14 protein-coding genes and 1 tRNA gene are annotated in these 16,057 nt (G+C 70.9%); 5 read left to right on the top strand and 10 right to left on the bottom strand.

What is annotated here, in order from left to right:
* Positions 1-5 precede the first annotated feature (5 nt).
* The 5 genes from ACIQ7Q_RS05785 to ACIQ7Q_RS05765 form a co-directional block, all read right to left on the bottom strand.
* Positions 6-1,988, bottom strand: coding sequence for a copper resistance CopC/CopD family protein (locus tag ACIQ7Q_RS05785; protein ID WP_403856668.1), 1,983 nt, complete (start codon positions 1,986-1,988; stop codon positions 6-8).
* 22 nt (positions 1,989-2,010) lie between these two features.
* Complete coding sequence (locus ACIQ7Q_RS05780; protein WP_403856666.1) at positions 2,011-2,457, bottom strand: copper chaperone PCu(A)C; 447 nt, start codon at positions 2,455-2,457, stop codon at positions 2,011-2,013.
* Complete coding sequence (locus ACIQ7Q_RS05775) at positions 2,454-3,152, bottom strand: SCO family protein (RefSeq protein ID WP_403856664.1); 699 nt, start codon at positions 3,150-3,152, stop codon at positions 2,454-2,456. The genes ACIQ7Q_RS05780 and ACIQ7Q_RS05775 overlap by 4 nt, the downstream gene beginning before the upstream one ends.
* Before the next feature lie 37 nt (positions 3,153-3,189).
* Complete coding sequence (locus ACIQ7Q_RS05770) at positions 3,190-3,930, bottom strand: YcnI family protein (RefSeq protein WP_403856662.1); 741 nt, start codon at positions 3,928-3,930, stop codon at positions 3,190-3,192.
* Positions 3,931-4,025: 95 nt separating this feature from the next.
* Positions 4,026-4,808 (bottom strand): hypothetical protein, encoded by a 783-nt coding sequence (locus tag ACIQ7Q_RS05765; RefSeq protein ID WP_403856660.1) that lies wholly within the window; start codon positions 4,806-4,808, stop codon positions 4,026-4,028.
* 192 nt (positions 4,809-5,000) lie between these two features.
* On the opposite strand from ACIQ7Q_RS05765, the gene ACIQ7Q_RS05760 reads away from it, so the two are divergent.
* Entirely contained in the window at positions 5,001-5,462 is a 462-nt protein-coding gene (locus ACIQ7Q_RS05760) for an ATP-binding protein (RefSeq protein WP_403856658.1), read from the top strand.
* Between the two features lie 30 nt (positions 5,463-5,492).
* On the opposite strand, the gene ACIQ7Q_RS05755 is transcribed toward ACIQ7Q_RS05760, so the two are convergent.
* Positions 5,493-6,953: an aminopeptidase P family protein gene (locus tag ACIQ7Q_RS05755; protein ID WP_403856656.1), complete on the bottom strand. Its 1,461-nt coding sequence runs from the start codon at positions 6,951-6,953 to the stop codon at positions 5,493-5,495.
* A gap of 122 nt (positions 6,954-7,075) precedes the next feature.
* A complete protein-coding gene (locus tag ACIQ7Q_RS05750; protein WP_403856654.1) occupies positions 7,076-8,629 on the bottom strand; it encodes a PP2C family protein-serine/threonine phosphatase in 1,554 nt (517 codons plus the stop codon).
* 507 nt (positions 8,630-9,136) lie between these two features.
* Between ACIQ7Q_RS05750 and ACIQ7Q_RS05745 the strand changes: the two genes are divergently transcribed.
* Together ACIQ7Q_RS05745 and ACIQ7Q_RS05740 are read left to right on the top strand one after the other, a co-directional pair.
* A complete protein-coding gene (locus ACIQ7Q_RS05745) occupies positions 9,137-9,904 on the top strand; it encodes a bifunctional DNA primase/polymerase (protein WP_403856652.1) in 768 nt (255 codons plus the stop codon).
* A 319-nt stretch (positions 9,905-10,223) separates the two neighbouring features.
* Positions 10,224-10,841: a hypothetical protein gene (locus ACIQ7Q_RS05740; RefSeq protein ID WP_403856650.1), complete on the top strand. Its 618-nt coding sequence runs from the start codon at positions 10,224-10,226 to the stop codon at positions 10,839-10,841.
* A gap of 195 nt (positions 10,842-11,036) precedes the next feature.
* On the opposite strand, the gene ACIQ7Q_RS05735 is transcribed toward ACIQ7Q_RS05740, so the two are convergent.
* The 3 genes from ACIQ7Q_RS05735 to ACIQ7Q_RS05725 form a co-directional block, all read right to left on the bottom strand.
* Positions 11,037-12,029 carry a DUF5926 family protein gene (locus tag ACIQ7Q_RS05735; RefSeq protein WP_403856648.1) on the bottom strand — a complete coding sequence of 331 codons (993 nt, stop codon included), beginning with the start codon at positions 12,027-12,029 and terminating at the stop codon, positions 11,037-11,039.
* Positions 12,030-12,291: 262 nt separating this feature from the next.
* Entirely contained in the window at positions 12,292-12,891 is a 600-nt protein-coding gene (locus ACIQ7Q_RS05730; RefSeq protein WP_403856646.1) for an ATP-binding protein, read from the bottom strand.
* Between the two features lie 53 nt (positions 12,892-12,944).
* Complete coding sequence (locus ACIQ7Q_RS05725) at positions 12,945-13,745, bottom strand: glycerophosphodiester phosphodiesterase (RefSeq protein WP_403856644.1); 801 nt, start codon at positions 13,743-13,745, stop codon at positions 12,945-12,947.
* Between the two features lie 335 nt (positions 13,746-14,080).
* Here ACIQ7Q_RS05725 and ACIQ7Q_RS05720 point away from each other — a divergent pair, with 335 nt between their 5' ends.
* On the top strand, positions 14,081-15,658 hold the full coding sequence (locus ACIQ7Q_RS05720; RefSeq protein ID WP_403856642.1) for a trypsin-like peptidase domain-containing protein: 1,578 nt from the start codon (positions 14,081-14,083) through the stop codon (positions 15,656-15,658).
* Between the two features lie 250 nt (positions 15,659-15,908).
* Positions 15,909-15,995 (top strand) — tRNA-Ser (locus ACIQ7Q_RS05715).
* The last annotated feature ends 62 nt before the right edge of the window (positions 15,996-16,057 follow it).

Raw genomic sequence — 16,057 nt, 5'->3', positions numbered from 1 at the left:
GTGGCTCAGCCGATCTTGATGTTCTTGTCGATGGTCGTCTGGTCGATGTCCGATGTCCGCACGGTCACCTTGACCTGCCAGTCGCCCGGCATCGGGATCTGGACGGCGCTCGCGGTCCAGTGTCCCGCGGTGAGGCGGTCCGGAGTGATCGGCAGCGGGCCGATCTCCTTCGCCTTCAGGGTGAAGGAGACCTTCACCTCCGGGGCGTCCAGCGCCTTGCCGTCCGGCGAATCGATCCAGACGTGCATGTCGTTGGCGCCGGAGAGCGCCGGGTCGAGACTGAGCCGCACGGTTCCCTTGCCGTTCCGGCCGCCCGTGTCGAAGGGCATCGTGATCTCGGTGGGGCCGGCAGGCCTGACCGGGGCGGCCTGCGAGGCGCCGCCCTTGGCGGCCTCCTCCTCCGTACGGCCCGGCTCGGTGGAGGTGAGCACCGTCGTCACGGCCAGCAGCACCACCGCGACGCCCGTCTCCGCCAGCACGGAACGGCGCAGGCCCGAACGCTCGCTGTCCGCGTCCCTGTTCCGCTTGCGTTCGGCCGTCGCCACGGCGGACTTCTGGCGGGCGAGCTGCGCGGCGCGCTTCGGGTCGACGTCGGGAGCCGTGTCGCCGTCCCCCTGGACGACCGCCTCCTTCGTGTCCTCCTTCGCCTTCGCGCTCACGTCGGCGAGCTCGTTTTCTTTCGCCTTCGCGCTCACGTCGCCGAGCCGACCGGTCCAGCGCCGCGAGATCCACGCGACGCCGACCATCACCGCGACGAGTCCGACCTTGATCAGCAGCAGCTGCCCGTACGACGTCCCGGTCAGCGCCGACCACGAGCCGACCTGCCGCCACGACTGGTACAGGCCGGTCGCGGTGAGCACGACCACGCTGACGAAGGCGACGGTCGAGAAACGCCGGACCGCCCGTCGTTCGACGTCGGGTGACCGGTAGAGCGCGGTCAGCAGGGTGGCGAGACCGCCGAGCCAGACCGCGACGGCCAGCAGGTGCAGTACGTCGACGGGCATCGCGATGCCGGGCTGGATGCCGGTCGAGGCGTGCTCGGACAGCGCCCACGTTCCCGCGATCCCGGCCGCGACGACCGTGCCGCCGATGCCGAGACCGAAGGTCAGGTCCTTCTGCGCGGCCCTGTCCTCCCCCGAACGGCTCGAAGCGTCGTCGGGCAGGTCGGTGGGAGACGTGCGGGCGTACGCGCCGAACAGGACCGCGACGAACAGTGCGGCCGCGCCGAGCAGCAGCAGCCGTGAGACGAGCGCCGCGCCCGTCTTGGTCTCCAGGACGGCCGGCAGCTCCCCGAGGTCGAGCACGTCCCCGAGGCCGCCGGAGCGGGTGTACGGCCCGCGCAGCAGCAGCATCGCCAGGGTCGAAGCGGTCATGGCGACCCAGCCCTGGACGACGAGGCGCTGCACCGACCGGACCGCGGCGCCGCGCTGCCAGCACAGGAGGACGAAGGCGGCGCCGCCGGCGAGCAGGATGAATCCGCCGTAGGCGGCGTAGCGCGCGATGCCGTACAGGACGCCGACGACTCCGCCGCCGGCCTCCTCGTCGGGCAGCGCGACTTCGGTCTTGGAAGGCGCCCCGATGGAGAAGGTGAACGCTCCGGACACGGGGTGGCTGTCCGCGGAGACGGCCCGCCAGGCGACCGTGTAGGTGCCGTCGGGCAGCCCGGAGTGCAGATCGACACCGTAGGCGACGGTTCCTCCTGTGCCGAGATCGCGGACCTTGGCGGTGTCGGCGCGTTTGCCGCTCGGCTCGAGGACCCGGATCGAGTCGTCGCCCATGGCGATCTGCTCGGAGAAGGTGAGGGTGACCTCCTTGGGCGCGGTGGCCACCACCGCCCCGTCCTTCGGGTTGCTGCCCGTGAGCGCGGCATGTGCCGACGCGGGGCTCGCGCCGGCCAGTAGTGCGCCGAGGAGCGTGCCGACCAGCACGGTCACGGCGAGCAGCACCCGGACCGGAGACCGGCCGAAGCGCGGGGCGGTGGCTGTCATCACGTGATCAGTCCCTCGGTGCTCAGTGCTTCTGCGGGTTGTAGGTGGTCTCCTTCACGGGAAGTTCGACCTTGATCGGGTCCGACTTCTCGAAGTGCAGTTCGACCGAGACCTTTTCGCCCTGCTTCGGCTGCTGCTTGAGCGACATGAACATGATGTGGCTGCCGCCTCGTGCGAGGTCGAGCGTGCCGCCCGCGGGGATGTCGAAGGCCTTCACCTCCCGCATCTTCTGGTCCTTCGTCTCGTGGATCGTGACGTCGTCCGAGATGGTGCTGGTGACCGAGGTGAGCTTGTCCGCGCCGCCGCCGCCGTTCTCGACGGTGAGGAAGCCGGCGGCCATGTCATCGACGGGCTGCGGCATGAACGCACCGCTGACCTTCAACTCCGGGCCGCTGTCGGCCGAGCAGCCCGCCAGCGCCAGGCCGGCACCCAGTGCGGCGGCAACGGCAAGAGGGGCACGGCGCCTCACGGCTTCTTCCCCTCGATCAGCTTCGGCAGGTCCTTCGCGTATTCGTCCACCGAGGTGTTCTCGCTGTACAGGACGTAACCCTGGTCGGTCTTCGGGGAGAAGGCGACGACCTGGGCGCCGTGCATGGACACGACCGTCCCGTCCTTCTCCTTCTTCGGCGCGTCGATGCCGATGCCGATCTGCCGCGCGCCCGCCTGGATGGTGGGGAAGTCGCCGGTCAGTCCGACGAAGGACGGGTCGCCCGCGCTGGGCAGCCACTTGCCGAGCTCGGCGGCGGTGTCCCGCTCGGGGTCGGTCGTGATGAAGACGACCTGGAGCTTGTCCTGGTCGGCCTCGGGAAGCTGCTTCTTGGCGACGGCGATGTTGCTCATCGTCAGCGGGCAGACGTCCGGGCAGTGCGTGTAGCCGAAGTAGATCAGCGTCGGCTTGCCCTTGGTCTCCTCGCGCAGGTCGTACTTCTTCCCGCTGGTGTCGGTCAGCACGAGGTCCGGCTTGGTGTAGGGCTGCGTGAGCACCGTCGCCGCCTTGGTCTTCGCCTCGGCGGAGACGTCGGTGACGGGGCTGCCGTTGTCCGGGTTGTTCTGCGTGAGGGCGAAGCCCGCCGCGACGGCGAACACGGCCGTGACGGCGACCGCCGCGACCAGCGGTGCGCGCCGGCTGCGGCGGGTCTCCCCGTCGCTCTTGGGGTTGTGCATCAGGTTCTCTTTCGAAACGGGTTCGGTGCGGGACCGGTCAGGCCGAGCGGCGGCGTCCGGCCAGCACGCCGAAGGCCACGCCCGCGGCTCCGACGAGAATGCCGACGACGCCCAGGACGCGGGCGGTGGAGTCGCTGCTGCTGCCGGACGCCGTCTCGGACTTCGCGTCCTCGCCGTGTCCGGAGGCCTTGGCGTCGTCCTCGGCGGCGGCGCCGGCCGCGCCCGCGCCGTGATGGTCGTCGGAGGCGGCCGACAGCTTGAGGACGGGAGCCGGCGACTCGGGCTCCTCGCCGCCCTCGGTCGGCTCCTCGATCCAGCGCACGACCTCCTTGTTGTCGTACGTCTGGATGGCCTTGAACACCATCTGGTCGGCGTCCTCGGGCAGTCGGCCGAGGGAGAGCGGGAACTGCTGGAACTCGCCCGGGCCGATCTTCGCGCCGTCCGCGGTCCAGGTGACCTTGGTGACCGCTTCGGTGATCTGCTTGCCGTGCATCTCGAGCGGCTTGTCCAGCTTCGCCTTCTCGACCTCGACCTTCCAGCCCGGCACCGGCTGCGGCATCACGGACGACAGCGGGTGCTCGGCGGGCAGGTTGATCTCGACCTTGGTGGTCGAGGCGTTGTCGCGCTCGTTGGGCACCTTGACGTTGACGACCGCGTAACCGCCCTTGGCGGCCTCGCCCTGCGGCTGCACACCGACGTGTGCGAAGGCGGCGCCGGAGAACACCAGCACGGACGTGGCGGCGACGGCGGACGCGGCGGCGAGACGGGAAACGTTCATGACAACAAGCTCCACGGTGAAGAAGGAGGTGGGTGTGCCGAGGGCGCACGGATGTGCGTGGGCACCGCGGCACCACTCCTGTCGAGTGGGCCGCGTCAGGCGCTGAGGACGAATACGGGCGGCGGCCCGCGCCTGATCACCGTGTGCTGAAGTTCCTGCGCCGCTGTCGACGCAGTTGGCCCGTCCGCCGAGGGCGCGAGCCGCGGCCCGGCACCGAACGCCCCCTGCAGACCGGTGCGCAGAGCCCTCACGAGCGCGAGCGCGGCGCGCAGCGGGCGCAGCCAGGCGGTCTGCGCCACCTCGGTTGCCGAGTCGGCCGACAGCCGGATCAGCCGCAGCAGTGCCGCGTCGCCGCGGCGCAGCAGCAGCCCCGTCACGAGCGCGGCCAGCAGATGCCCGAGCACCATGGGCAGGGTCGGCAACAGCGCCGGAGTGGTCGCGGCCTCCGCCATGTGTGCGTGGGCGGTGGCCGCTTCGGGGTCGACGCCGGCCAGGGTGACGATGCGGCGGGCGTCGGCGGGAGTCATGGACGCGGCGCCCGCGCCGCACACCAGCTTCGCGGCCATCCTGATCAGGGTGTCGTCCGCCGTCGGTGCCAGCCGCAGCTGTCCCTGCCCGGCGCCGAACATCGTGTGCAGACCGAGCTGACCCGCGGTGAGCATGGCCGCGATGGCGGGCAGCGAACGCTCCCGCCCGGCGAACGGCGTCACCACGGCGAACACCCCGACGAAGCCGAGAAGCAGGGTCCACAGGGGAACCGCCCTGCAGGCGGCCAGCACATGCCCTGTCGCGGACAGCGCGACGCAGACCGCGGTGAACACCGCGGCCCTCAACAGCCGCAGACCGGCTCCGTCGCGTGCTCGGCGTATGGAGGACATGGCCGGGTCATCATCGCACCCGGGTGCCGGCCGCCGTACGGCAGGTCCGGAAGATCCCGTTTGCCGACATACACCGGCGGCCGGCGAATGCGCATCCGCCGAACGAGGGCCGTCACTGTGACGAAGCGCTTACCGACCGTGTCGGCGGGCAATACGTATCGGTATGTCGAGCCGCGGCCAGGAGGCTGGAGCATGAGCATCTGGTGGTCCCTCCATTTGCGGCGCGAGGCTGCGAGCGTGCCGCTCGCCCGGCGTCTGCTGCTGGGCACCATGGAGACCGCGGGCGTCGATCCGGACATCTCCTACGACCTGTCGGTCGCCCTGACCGAGGCGTGCGCGAACGCGGTGGAGCACGGCGGCGACCGTGACACCGGCGAGGCGTCCGAGGCGTACCGCGTCACGGCCTATCTGGACGGCGAGAAGTGCCGTATCGAGGTGGCCGATTCGGGGCCCGGGTTTCCGACCCGGCGCGGTCCGCTGCGCGGCGGCCCCACGGCGCTGCCGGGCCCCGGCGCGGAGAGCGGCCGCGGGCTCTGCCTGATCGAGCAGCTCGCCGATCACGTCCACGTCCGCAACAGGCCGGGGCGCGGCGCGGTGGTCAGCTTCGACAAGGTCCTGAAATGGCGGAAGGGCGCGCTGCTCGACGTGTCGTGAGCGCGCGCCCTCCCGGAGCCTTCCGTCCGGTCAGCCCTGCTTCAGCGACGCCATCCAGGCCTCGACCTCATCGGCCTGGCGCGGCAGCGCGGCCGAGAGGTTCCTGTTGCCGTCCTCGGTGACGAGGATGTCGTCCTCGATCCGCACGCCGATGCCGCGGTACTCCTCCGGCACGGTCAGGTCGTCGGCCTGGAAGTAGAGGCCGGGTTCGACGGTGAGGCACATACCGGGCTCCAGGGTGCCGTCGACGTACGCCTCGGTGCGCGCGGCGGCGCAGTCGTGGACGTCCATGCCGAGCATGTGGCCGGTGCCGTGCAGGGTCCAGCGGCGCTGCAGACCGAGCTCGAGAACGCGCTCCACAGGGCCCTCGACGAGGCCCCACTCGACGAGCTTCTCGGCGAGCACGCGCTGCGAGGCGTCGTGGAAGTCGCGGAACTTGGCGCCCGGCTTCACGGCCGCTATGCCCGCCTCCTGAGCCTCGTACACAGCGTCGTAGATCTTGCGCTGGAGCTCGGTGTAGCGGCCGCTGATGGGCAGGGTGCGTGTGATGTCCGCGGTGTAGAGGGTGTGGGTCTCCACGCCCGCGTCGAGCAGCAGCAGGTCGCCGGAGCGGACCGGGCCGTCGTTGCGCACCCAGTGCAGGGTGGTGGCGTGGGGGCCGGCGGCGCAGATGGAGCCGTAGCCGACGTCGTTGCCCTCGACGCGGGCGCGCAGGAAGAAGGTGCCCTCGATGTAGCGCTCGCTGGTGGCCTCGGCCTTGTCCAGGACCTTGACCACGTCCTCGAAGCCGCGCGCGGTGGAGTCGCACGCCTTCTGCAGCTCGCCGATCTCGAACGGGTCCTTCACGGCGCGTGCCTCGGAGAGGAAGACCCGCAGCTCCTCGTCGCGCTCCGCGGTGACCTTGTCGGTCAGCGCAGCCTCGACAGCGGCGTCGTGGCCGCGCACGGCACGGACGGGACCCGTGGCCTCGCGCAGTTTCGCGGACAGCTCGCGCACGTCCTCGGCCGGAATGCCCAGCAGCTGCTCGGCCTCGGCGAGCGAGTGCCGGCGGCCGACCCACAGCTCGCCCTGGCCCGACAGCCAGAACTCGCCGTTCTCGCGGTTGGAGCGCGGCAGCAGATGAATGGTGGCCACGTGGCCGTTGCCCTTGGGCTCCAGGACCAGGACGCCGTCCTCGGTCTGGTCGCCGGTCAGGTAGGCGTACTCGGTGGAGGCGCGGAAGCTGTACTCCGTGTCGTTGGAGCGCGTCTTGAGGTTGCCCGCGGGGATCACCAGGCGCTCGCCCGGGAAGCGCGCGGAGAGCGCGGCCCGGCGTGCGGCGGTCTGCTGGGCCTGTGCGATGGGCTCGAGGCCCTGCAGTTCGGTGTCCGCCCAGCCGGTGGTCATGTTCTCGGCCAGCTCGTCGGAAACGCCCGGGTACAGCCCGTTCTTGCGCTGCTTGATCGGCTGTTCCTCGTCCTCCGGGGTCTCCGGGGTGAGCTCCTCCGCCACGTCTGCCTCCTGGGGCCTGTCCGGCCTTCACTGAAACGACTTCGGGCCCCGCCGCCGTTCGGCAAGGGGGGCAACGTCCATCGTATGTGTGAGCGGTAGACGACCCGAATGGATGTGAACAATCAGTCAAACCGGGCGGCGAGCAGGACGATGTCCTCTCCGCCGTCCGTTCCGCCGGATGTCCGGCCCCGGGCCTCCTGCAGCAGGGTGCGCAGGACGTGGTCGGCGATCGCGGCGGGATCGTCGCGCAGTGCCCTCGGGACGCTCGCCGCCGCCGACTGCAGCCGGGCGAAGGCGCGGTCCATCGCGTCGCCCGTGCGTCGCAGCAGCCCGTCCGTGTACAGCAGCACCGTTTCTCCCGGCTGGGGGGACAGCTCCACGCTCGGCGCCTCCCAACAGGCGAGCATCCCGAGGGGGGCGGACAGGGACGTCTCGACGAACTCCGTGCGGCGCTCACCGATCACCAGCGGCGGCGTGTGCCCGGCGCCGGCGAGCACGATCTTCCTGGCGGCCGGTTCGGCGTACGCGAAGAGTGCCGTGGCCGTCCGCGCCGGCTCGGTCAACCGCAGCAGCAGCTCCAGATCGGACAGGACCGCGACCGGGTCCTCGCCCTCCATCACCGCGTACGCCCGCAGGGAGGCTCGCAGCCTGCCCATCGCGGCGAGCGCACTCGGGCCGCGCCCGCTGACCGAACCGACCGCGAAGCCCAGCGCTCCCTCGGGCAGCGGCAGCGCGTCGTACCAGTCGCCGCCGCCGTTCCGGCCGGGGATGTGCCGGGCGGCCAGCTGGACACCGGGCACCCGGGGCAGTCGGCTGGGCAGCAGCTCCTTCGCCACGGTCGCGACGGTGGCACGGGCCTGCTCCAGCTCCAGCAGGCGGGCCAGATGCTCGGTGGCGTAGCGCATGTAGAGGCCGACGAGGTGGCACTGGCGCTCGACCGGTGCGGCCGGCTCGTCGTAGAGCCAGGCTGCCGCACCGAGCGTGCCGGACTCCGTGGTGGCCAGCGGAACGGTGTAGCTCGCGGCGTAGCCGAGGCGGACTGCCACCTCGCGGTGCAGGGGGTGGAGCGAGTCGTCGCCGAGCAGGTCCGGATGGGCCACCGGCTCCGGGACGCCGGAGGGGCCGCAGCAACGGCCGTCCAGAATGCGGCCGTACGCCGTCGCGCCGCGCGGCACCGTCTCGATGTGGCCGAGGTCGGAGCGGGTCAGGCCGAGGCCCTTGGCGAGAACGGGTCCCCGGTCGTCCTCCAGAGGGCTGCTGTCGCGGGCGGGATCACGGGGCGGTTCGAGTACGACCATGCCGCGCCGGGCGCCGACGAGCGCTGCCCCCGCGCGGAGCAGTTCGTCGAGAGCGTCGTCGAGCGAGCCGGTTCTGATCAGCCGCTCGGTGAGCTCGTGGAGCGTCGTGAGGTCGGAGACCCACCCGGCCAACCGGTCCTGAAGCACCGCTCCGGCCGCGGGGGGTGCGGCGGGGACGGGGGGCATGGGGGCGGGAGTGTGCGCGGGCGCGGGAACTGTTGAGTCGATTCCAGCCACTTTCGGCAGGTGAGGGGCGCTCATGGCAGCCGGCTTTCCGGCAGGTGCGTTCTGCTCAATAGCATCGCAAACCCCCATGTCATTCTGCGCCGCTATCAATGCATCCACATCTACACGCACACATAAGGTGATGTCCAGCACTGTCCCGGTGGGATTGATGGTGTCTGCGAGAAATGCGAGGACCTGTTAACTTGGCTGAAAAATGCACCTGATGGCGGCCGATTGGGGTCGACTGAGGGCGTTCGGCAGGGGGACTCCCGGGCTCAGGACCCGGGGCAAAGCGTCATTGCAAGCGTGCTGGGTACGTAAAAGGTGATGGCCAGGGGCAGTTGCAAGCGCCCCGGAACCTGGCAGCGGGCCCGGGCGTCCTAACAGCCGGAGGCCGCGCCTCATCCCCGAGTGGCGGGGAAGAAGTACAGCGGGACAGCAAGCGCCAGGCGCACGCCACCCCTCGCCACGCGTTTAATGGACAACAGCCCACGTTCGGCCCTCGGGGTGACGATCCTGTCGCCGGCGAAACAGGGGGCGCCCATGCCACTGGCAAGGGGCGATGAAGCGCCGATCAGTACGCGCACTTGTACGCACAGTAATGAGCTGCACACCAATGTGATGTGGACCCCGGCGTTCAACGGAAAGGAACGAGCGCTCATGCGCGAGATCCTCGGAAGGCGACGCAGGCTCCGGTACCGGCGTAAGAAAGGGCCTCTTCAGCTCGAAACGGCGCTGACCTGCGCCGTCGAGTGGAAATGGCCCGTGCTTCCCGGTGTGGGACTGAAAGCGGCCGGCAGTGACCGGCCGGAGGACCAGGGAAGAAGCCGCAGGGAGCGCAGGCGCGCATGCGCCTGCCCCGACCCCGAGTGCGTCGTCCCCGGCGCGCATCCCTTCGACCCCGGCATTCTCGCGGCGACCACCGACGAGCGGATGATCCGCTGGGGGTGGACCAACCGGCCCACCGCTCCGGTCGTTCTGGCCACCGGCGCCTCCCGGCCCGGCGGCTCCGGGGAAGGCGGCGCGCCGTGCGCGGTGAGCCTGCCCGCCGTGGCCGCCGCTCGGGCACTGTTGGTGCTGGACCGGATGGACATGCACCTGGGGCCGATTGTCGCGACCCCCACGCGGTGGTCGTTGCTGGTGGCCCCGTACAGCCTGGAACAGCTCGGCGAACTGCTCTTCGTCAAAGACTGCGTACCGAGCTCGCTCCGTTTCCACGGCAGCGGCGGCTATCTGGTGCTGCCGCCGGCGGAGACAGGCGCGGGGCAGGTGCGCTGGGAGCGGGCCCCGCTTCCCGGCTCCGCCGCGCCCTGGCTGCCGGACGTCGAAGCGGTCGTGGACGCGCTCGTCGAGGCGAGCGCGAGCAGCGCACCCGACAGCGGGCTCTACCCGCCGGAGGCGGGAGAGGGCAGCCGGCTCGCCTACTAGGCCGAATCCGCACGTCGGCCTTGTCTCTCCGAGACGTCCGTTCGATGCGTCGGAGCCCAGGTGGCGTGGGCACTTGGGCTTCCGGCCGTCTTTGAGCGCACGCACCGGCCGCCGAGGACCCCGCACTCCCTGGGCGACGAGCCCGGCTCGCCGTCGTTTGCGGTCGGGACCGCTCGCCTCGGTCCGGCTCCGTCACTCGTACGGGTAGCGATGGGCCGAGTTGTCACGGAAATGGGCGCGCGGCGGCTGTGCGCCCGTACTGCGCCGATATCTTCGGGCTGCTCTCGTCATGAAATTCCCGCAGTCGGCAGGTGGCCCCATGAATCTCCGCATGCTCGGGCTCGCGGCCGTCGTGGTGGTCGCCGCGCTGGTGCCGCTCGTGGCGTCGGCCGGGCAGGCGGGCGGGCCGGTGCCGGCCGCCGGGGCAGGATCCGCTCCGGTGGGCGACGTGAAGGGCGGCTCCGGGGCCGATGCGGCGGGTCTGCTGCCGGGCCTTGCCACGTCCGGGACGACCGACGCCGGGAACGCGGCCGCCGTGGACGGCCCCGGGGGCGAGTCCGACGGCGTCCGGCGCGCGGCCCCGCGGACCGCATCCCGATGTGGGCCGGAAGTCGCCTCTCCCGAAGGCATCGAGGCACAGACCTGTGTGTTGACGCGTGACGGTCAAACATGGGCCCGCACCTATTACCGCAATGCGACGGGCATGGAATTGACGTCCGTACTCACTCTGATGGGGCCGGGCGGACGCACTCTGCAGACCAACTGCAAGGTGGAGGCGGGCGACGAGCCGCGCACTTGTGAAACACCCCGTGAGCCTTCGCGCGGCACTGCTTCCGCCTACTGGGCAGTGGCTGAGTTCGCTGCTTCCGGTGGAACGGGCGACGAGCCGCTGTTGTTGCGCTCGGTGAGCAACTCCCGTGACTACGGGGGCCGTTGAGCCGGGAGAGGCGTCGCGGAAAATGGAAACGCCCGATCGCTGGCGACGGGGGATGCACCAGCGACCGGGCTTCTAGAACGGTAACAAGAGATCTGTGGTTCGCAAATTCGATCTCTCGTATTCGGACATTGATTTACCTGCCGATTGAGCGAGTTGTGACTGGCGTCACCCGCCGGGGGGCGGTAAACGTCAGTCTCAGCTGAGGGTGACCTGGCGGTTCGTGAGACCGCCGCGTGCGCGGCGCTCTTCTGCGGTGAGCGGAGCGTGGGACTTGAGCGCGGAGGCCAGCCGCTCGGCGAATTCGGCGGCGGGCTTCTCGCACTCCTCGGCGCCCATCCCGCTCGGCAGGTCCCACACCGGAACCACCAGGCCGTGCGCACGGAAGGAGCCGACCAGCCGGGTTCCCTCCCCGAGCGACGAGCTGCCCGCGGCGTGCAGCCTGGCCAGGGCGTCGAGGAGCTGCTCCTCCGGGTGCGGCATGACCCAGCGCAGGTGGTTCTTCTCCGGGGTCTCGCACCAGTAGGCGGCGTCGACACCGGAGAGCTTCACGGTGGGAATCGCGGCCGCGTTAGCACGCTCGAGGGAGGCGGCCACGTCGGGGGACGCCTGCTCGGCCGAATCAGGAACCCAGAATTCGAAGCCGGAGTGCACGGTCGGCTCGAAAGCGGCGTCCGGAGCGAGGAGGTCCTGGAGCCGTACGCCCTCGGCAGCGGCGCCACGGGTGGTGACCGGCGTGCCGGGCGCGGCCTCGAGGGTCCGCTGCAGGGTGGCGGCGAGGTCGCGGCTGAGGTCACCCGACGGAGTGTCGTTCTGCAGACCGAGGAGAACCGAACCGTCGTCGCGGCGCAACGCGGGCCACGCCATGGGGAGAACCGTCGCGAGCGTCACCGACGGCACGCCTTCGGGCAGGCCGTCCTTGAGGGTGAGCTCGACCGTCGCGGCCGGCACCAGCTCGCGCAGGGCCACCCAGTCGCATTCCCCGGGCAGGCCCTCGAAGGGACGCTGCACAAGCTCGGTCACGGCGTGCGAGGCCGCCCGGCCGTGACACGCCTTGTAGCGGCGGCCTGAGCCGCAGGGGCAGGGCTCGCGGGCTCCCACGACCGGAACCGGCTCGTTGACGCCTGTGGCGCCGGCCCGGTTCTTGAGCTGAGGCTTCGTCGCCTTCGTCTGGGGGCGCTTCTTGGCCATGGTGTGGCTTTCTCCCGATTGCGGCGGTGATGTGTCGGGCGCGAGCCTAGCCGTACGCCGCCTTGGCGGGCGGGCAGCGGGCCGATGCGGTCCCAACGTGGCGCCGCTGCCGGGGTGATGCGGGCCGGCCGTGGTCTCTTTGTGGGTCACCGCCGGCGGTCATCGCAACATGGCTCGCGGCAGTCGTATCCGCTTCGGTCCGGCAGTCGGAACCGCCCCGGTCGGGCCGGCGGGTCCGACTCCAAGTCGCCGACCCAGGACGTCAGTCCAGGTCTTCGAAGGTGTCCGAGAAGTCGAAGGACGGGCCTGCGACGCGCGTAGCGAAATCCTCGCGACGATGCCCTTCCGTGACGATCACCCACACCGTGACCTCACCGGTCGCGCTGTCGCGTACGCCCCACTCCTGTGCCAGCGCTGTGATGATGTTGAGCCCGCGGCCGCCTCGTGCGGTGACCGAGGGCGTGGCCGGAACGGGCCGCGTCGGCCCGCCTCCGTCCGTCACCTCGACCGTGAGCCGGCCTGCCTTGTCGACTCGCCATGCCGCCCGTACGTCACCGTCGCCCGCGTCGGCATGTCCCAGCGGTCTGCCATGTCGGCACGCATTGCTGAGGAGCTCGGACAGGATCAGAACTGCGTCGTCGACGACCGTTTCCGACACCCCGCTGCGGCTCAGCTGTTCGCGCATCCTGTGTCGCGCCTCGCCCACGCCCGCAGGGCCATGGGGTACGGCCATGCTCGACGACGTGGGCACCTCCTGTGCCACCACAAACGCCACCCCCGAGACCTCCTTTGCCCCACGCCACGGTGTGAATGCCCCAATGGACTGGACCGGAAACCGGCCAAGCGCGGACCTGTGACGCACTCGACATGCTCGGATACGCCCCGAACGCGCCGGTGCACTCCCTGTGAGACGAGTCAAAGGCGGCCGAGTTGAGACAGAACCTGCCGGGGGCGGTTGGTGATGATGGCCTCCACCCCGAGTTCCACGCAGAGTTCAACGTCCTCCGGTTCGTTGACGGTCCAGACATGGACGCGATGGCCCGCGTTGTGGAGGCGGGCGACGTATTCGGGGTGGTTGCGCACGATCCGTACCCCGGGACCGGCGATCCGTGTGCCGGGGGGCAGCCGTCCGTCGCGCATCCGGGGCGTCATGAACTGCATCAGGTACACCGTGGGGACATTGGGTGCCGCCGTCACGACCCGGTGCAGGGAGCGGGCGGAGAAGCTCATGATGCGCACGGGGGAGTCTTCGGGGGACGTCGGTGATGCCAGGCCGAAGCGCCCCAGCAGGTGGAGCAGCCGCTCCTCGACCTGGCCCGCCCAGCGGGTCGGGTGCTTGGTCTCGATGGCCAGCTCGATGCGGCGCCCGGCGTCGGCCACCAGCTCCAGCAGCCGTTCCAGGGTGAGCACGGAGGTGAGGGACGGGTCCTTCCAGTCGGGGCTCTCCGCCGCGTCCTTCCAGGAGCCGAAGTCGAGGGCGGCGAGATCCGCGAGCTCGAGGGCGGACACGGCGCCCCGCCCGTTGGAGGTCCTGTTGATGCGGCGGTCGTGGACGCAGACCAGATGACCGTCGGCGGTGAGCCGTACGTCGCACTCGAGGGCGTCCGCGCCGTCCTCGATCGCCTTGCGGTAGGCCGCCAGGGTGTGCTCGGGGGCATCTTCGGAGGCGCCGCGGTGGGCGACGACCTGGATGCTGTGCTGTCGTGCTTGGGTCACCGCGTCATGGTGCCATCGAGGCGGGGTAAGCGGGTGCCAGGTGCCGGAAAGCGTTCCCTGCGCGTGTGGGGCGGTCGCGGGGTGACCCGAAGGGCGCTGTGAACATGCGCCCGTATTGTCCGAAGTAAAGGATTGCCGGGATACGCACAGGTCCTGCTTACAGTGGCCTGACGTGCTGTGGGAAATGCTGACCCCCGACACTTGAACGAACCGCGCACACGTGAACAGCGGAAGTCATGACGACGTACCGCCCGGCTGCGGAGGATCTCATCGCCCGGCCCGGAGACCGACGCGGTATCTGTGGAATCTGACGTGGAACCTGAGGAGAGAGAGCTGTGAGCACCGAGAACGAGGGCAACGCGGTCCCGGCCGCCCCGTCCGTACCTCCTGTGCCGGGCGCCGCTCCCCAGGGCCCGACGGCCCCGGCGCCGGACGCCGGACCGCACCAGTCGGCGCACGAAACGGCGGACTCCGCCCCCGGTGCCTCTTCGCCGTCCATTCCTTCGCACCCCGGCCCGCCCGCCCATGAACCGACGGCGGGGGCCTCGGCGGCGCAGGCCGGGCACTCCCCCCAGCCCGAGCCCGCCACGGCGCCGATCCTCGCCCACGGCGGACAGGCCCCGCCGACGGCGCCGACAACCGCGCCCGTAGAGGCGCAGCACGCCGGCGCCGACTGGCCCCCGCCGCCGCCCGTGCTCCCCTCCTACGGCGGCGGCAGCGGCGGTCCCGCATGGGGCGCGCCGGTCCCCGAGCCGCAGCCCCGGCGGAAGCGTTCCGGCGGCGTGGCCGCCGCCGTACTCGTCGCCGCGCTGGTCGCCGGCGGGGTGGGCGGTGGCATCGGCTACTGGGCGGCCGAGCGCAACGACAACAGCTCCGGCTCCACCACGGTGTCCGCGACCAGCCCCCAGGACCTCAAGCGCGACCCGGGGACCGTCGCCGCGGTCGCCGCGGGCGCGCTGCCCAGCGTGGTCACCATCGAGGCCAAGGCGGGCGGCGGCGGCATCGACGGCTCCGAAGGCGAGGGCGAGGGTGAAGGCGGCACGGGCACCGGCTTCGTCTACGACAGGGAAGGCCACATCCTCACCAACAACCACGTGGTCGCCTCCGCCGCGGAGGGCGGCACCGTGTCGGCGATCTTCTCCAACGGGAAGAAGTACGACGCCGAAGTGGTCGGCCGCGCGCAGGGTTACGACGTCGCCGTCCTCAAACTGAAGAACGCCCCCTCGGGCCTCCACCCGCTCGCCCTCGGCGACTCGGAGAAGGTCGCGGTCGGTGACTCGACCATCGCGATCGGCGCGCCCTTCGGTCTCTCGAACACCGTCACCACCGGCATCATCAGCGCCAAGAACCGCCCGGTCGCCTCCGGCGACGGCTCCAGCGGCAAGAACTCTTACATGAGCGCGCTGCAGACCGACGCGTCCATCAACCCCGGCAACTCCGGCGGTCCGCTGCTGGACTCGCGCGGTGCGGTCATCGGCATCAACTCCGCCATCCAGTCGGCGGGCAGCGGCGGCTTCGGCCAGAGCCAGGCGGGCTCCATCGGCCTCGGCTTCGCCATCCCGATCAACCAGGCGAAGACGGTCGCGGACCAGCTCATCAAGACCGGCCAGCCGGTCTACCCGGTGATCGGCGCCACGGTCGACATGTCGGAGCAGGGTTCCGGCGCGAAGATCACAGAGGAGGGCTCGGGCGGCAGCCCGGCGGTGACCCCGAACGGACCGGCGGCGAAGGCCGGACTCGAGGCCGGAGACGTGATCACCAAGTTCAACGGCAAGCCGATCGACAGCGGCCCGACCCTGATCAGCGAGATCTGGACGCACAAGCCCGGCGACGAGGTCTCCTTGACCTTCGAACGGGACGGCAAGTCGCAGTCGGTGCAACTCGTCCTCGGCGAGCGCAAGGGCGACAGCTGACCCGTCTTCCCTGCAGAGCCACCCTGTCGCCCCCGGGACGCTGCTGGCGCCCCGGGGGCGAGTCCGTCCCGTCACCGACGGGCCCGCGGCATGCCGTCGCCGGCGACGTGCCATCCCGCCCCGCCCCGCACGTCGGCCGCGGCGGCGCTTGGGGCACCGCGGGACTTCGGGTCCAGTGGTGGGCCACGGCCAACGCGCACCGCGCGAGGCCGGTACGCTGTACCCGCTCCGCCCCAGGTGGGCGAGCGAAGGTGGGTTGCCCGAGCGGCCTAAGGGAACGGTCTTGAAAACCGTCGTGGCAGCGATGTCACCGTGGGTTCAAATCCCACACCCACCGCTTGCAGGTCAGAGAAGTAGCAGGTCAGAGGGCGCGGCTCCGGTTCGGAGCCGCGCCCTCTG

The sequence above is a fragment of the Streptomyces sp. NPDC096176 genome (assembly GCF_044763255.1).
Classification (GTDB): Bacteria; Actinomycetota; Actinomycetes; order Streptomycetales; family Streptomycetaceae; genus Streptomyces.
The sequence above is the reverse complement of the archived record's forward strand: the minus strand, read 5'-3'. Positions and strand labels throughout refer to the sequence as shown.

Excerpts from the sequence above, each read along its gene's own strand:
- ACIQ7Q_RS05785 (WP_403856668.1), bottom strand. The coding sequence starts at position 1,988 with ATGACAGCCACCGCCCCGCGCTTCGGCCGGTCTCCGGTCCGGGTGCTG.
- ACIQ7Q_RS05775 (WP_403856664.1), bottom strand. The coding sequence starts at position 3,152 with ATGCACAACCCCAAGAGCGACGGGGAGACCCGCCGCAGCCGGCGCGCA.
- ACIQ7Q_RS05770 (WP_403856662.1), bottom strand. The coding sequence starts at position 3,930 with ATGAACGTTTCCCGTCTCGCCGCCGCGTCCGCCGTCGCCGCCACGTCC.
- ACIQ7Q_RS05765 (WP_403856660.1), bottom strand. The coding sequence starts at position 4,808 with ATGTCCTCCATACGCCGAGCACGCGACGGAGCCGGTCTGCGGCTGTTG.
- ACIQ7Q_RS05760 (WP_403856658.1), top strand. The coding sequence starts at position 5,001 with ATGAGCATCTGGTGGTCCCTCCATTTGCGGCGCGAGGCTGCGAGCGTG.
- ACIQ7Q_RS05745 (WP_403856652.1), top strand. The coding sequence starts at position 9,137 with ATGCGCGAGATCCTCGGAAGGCGACGCAGGCTCCGGTACCGGCGTAAG.
- ACIQ7Q_RS05740 (WP_403856650.1), top strand. The coding sequence starts at position 10,224 with ATGAATCTCCGCATGCTCGGGCTCGCGGCCGTCGTGGTGGTCGCCGCG.
- ACIQ7Q_RS05735 (WP_403856648.1), bottom strand. The coding sequence starts at position 12,029 with ATGGCCAAGAAGCGCCCCCAGACGAAGGCGACGAAGCCTCAGCTCAAG.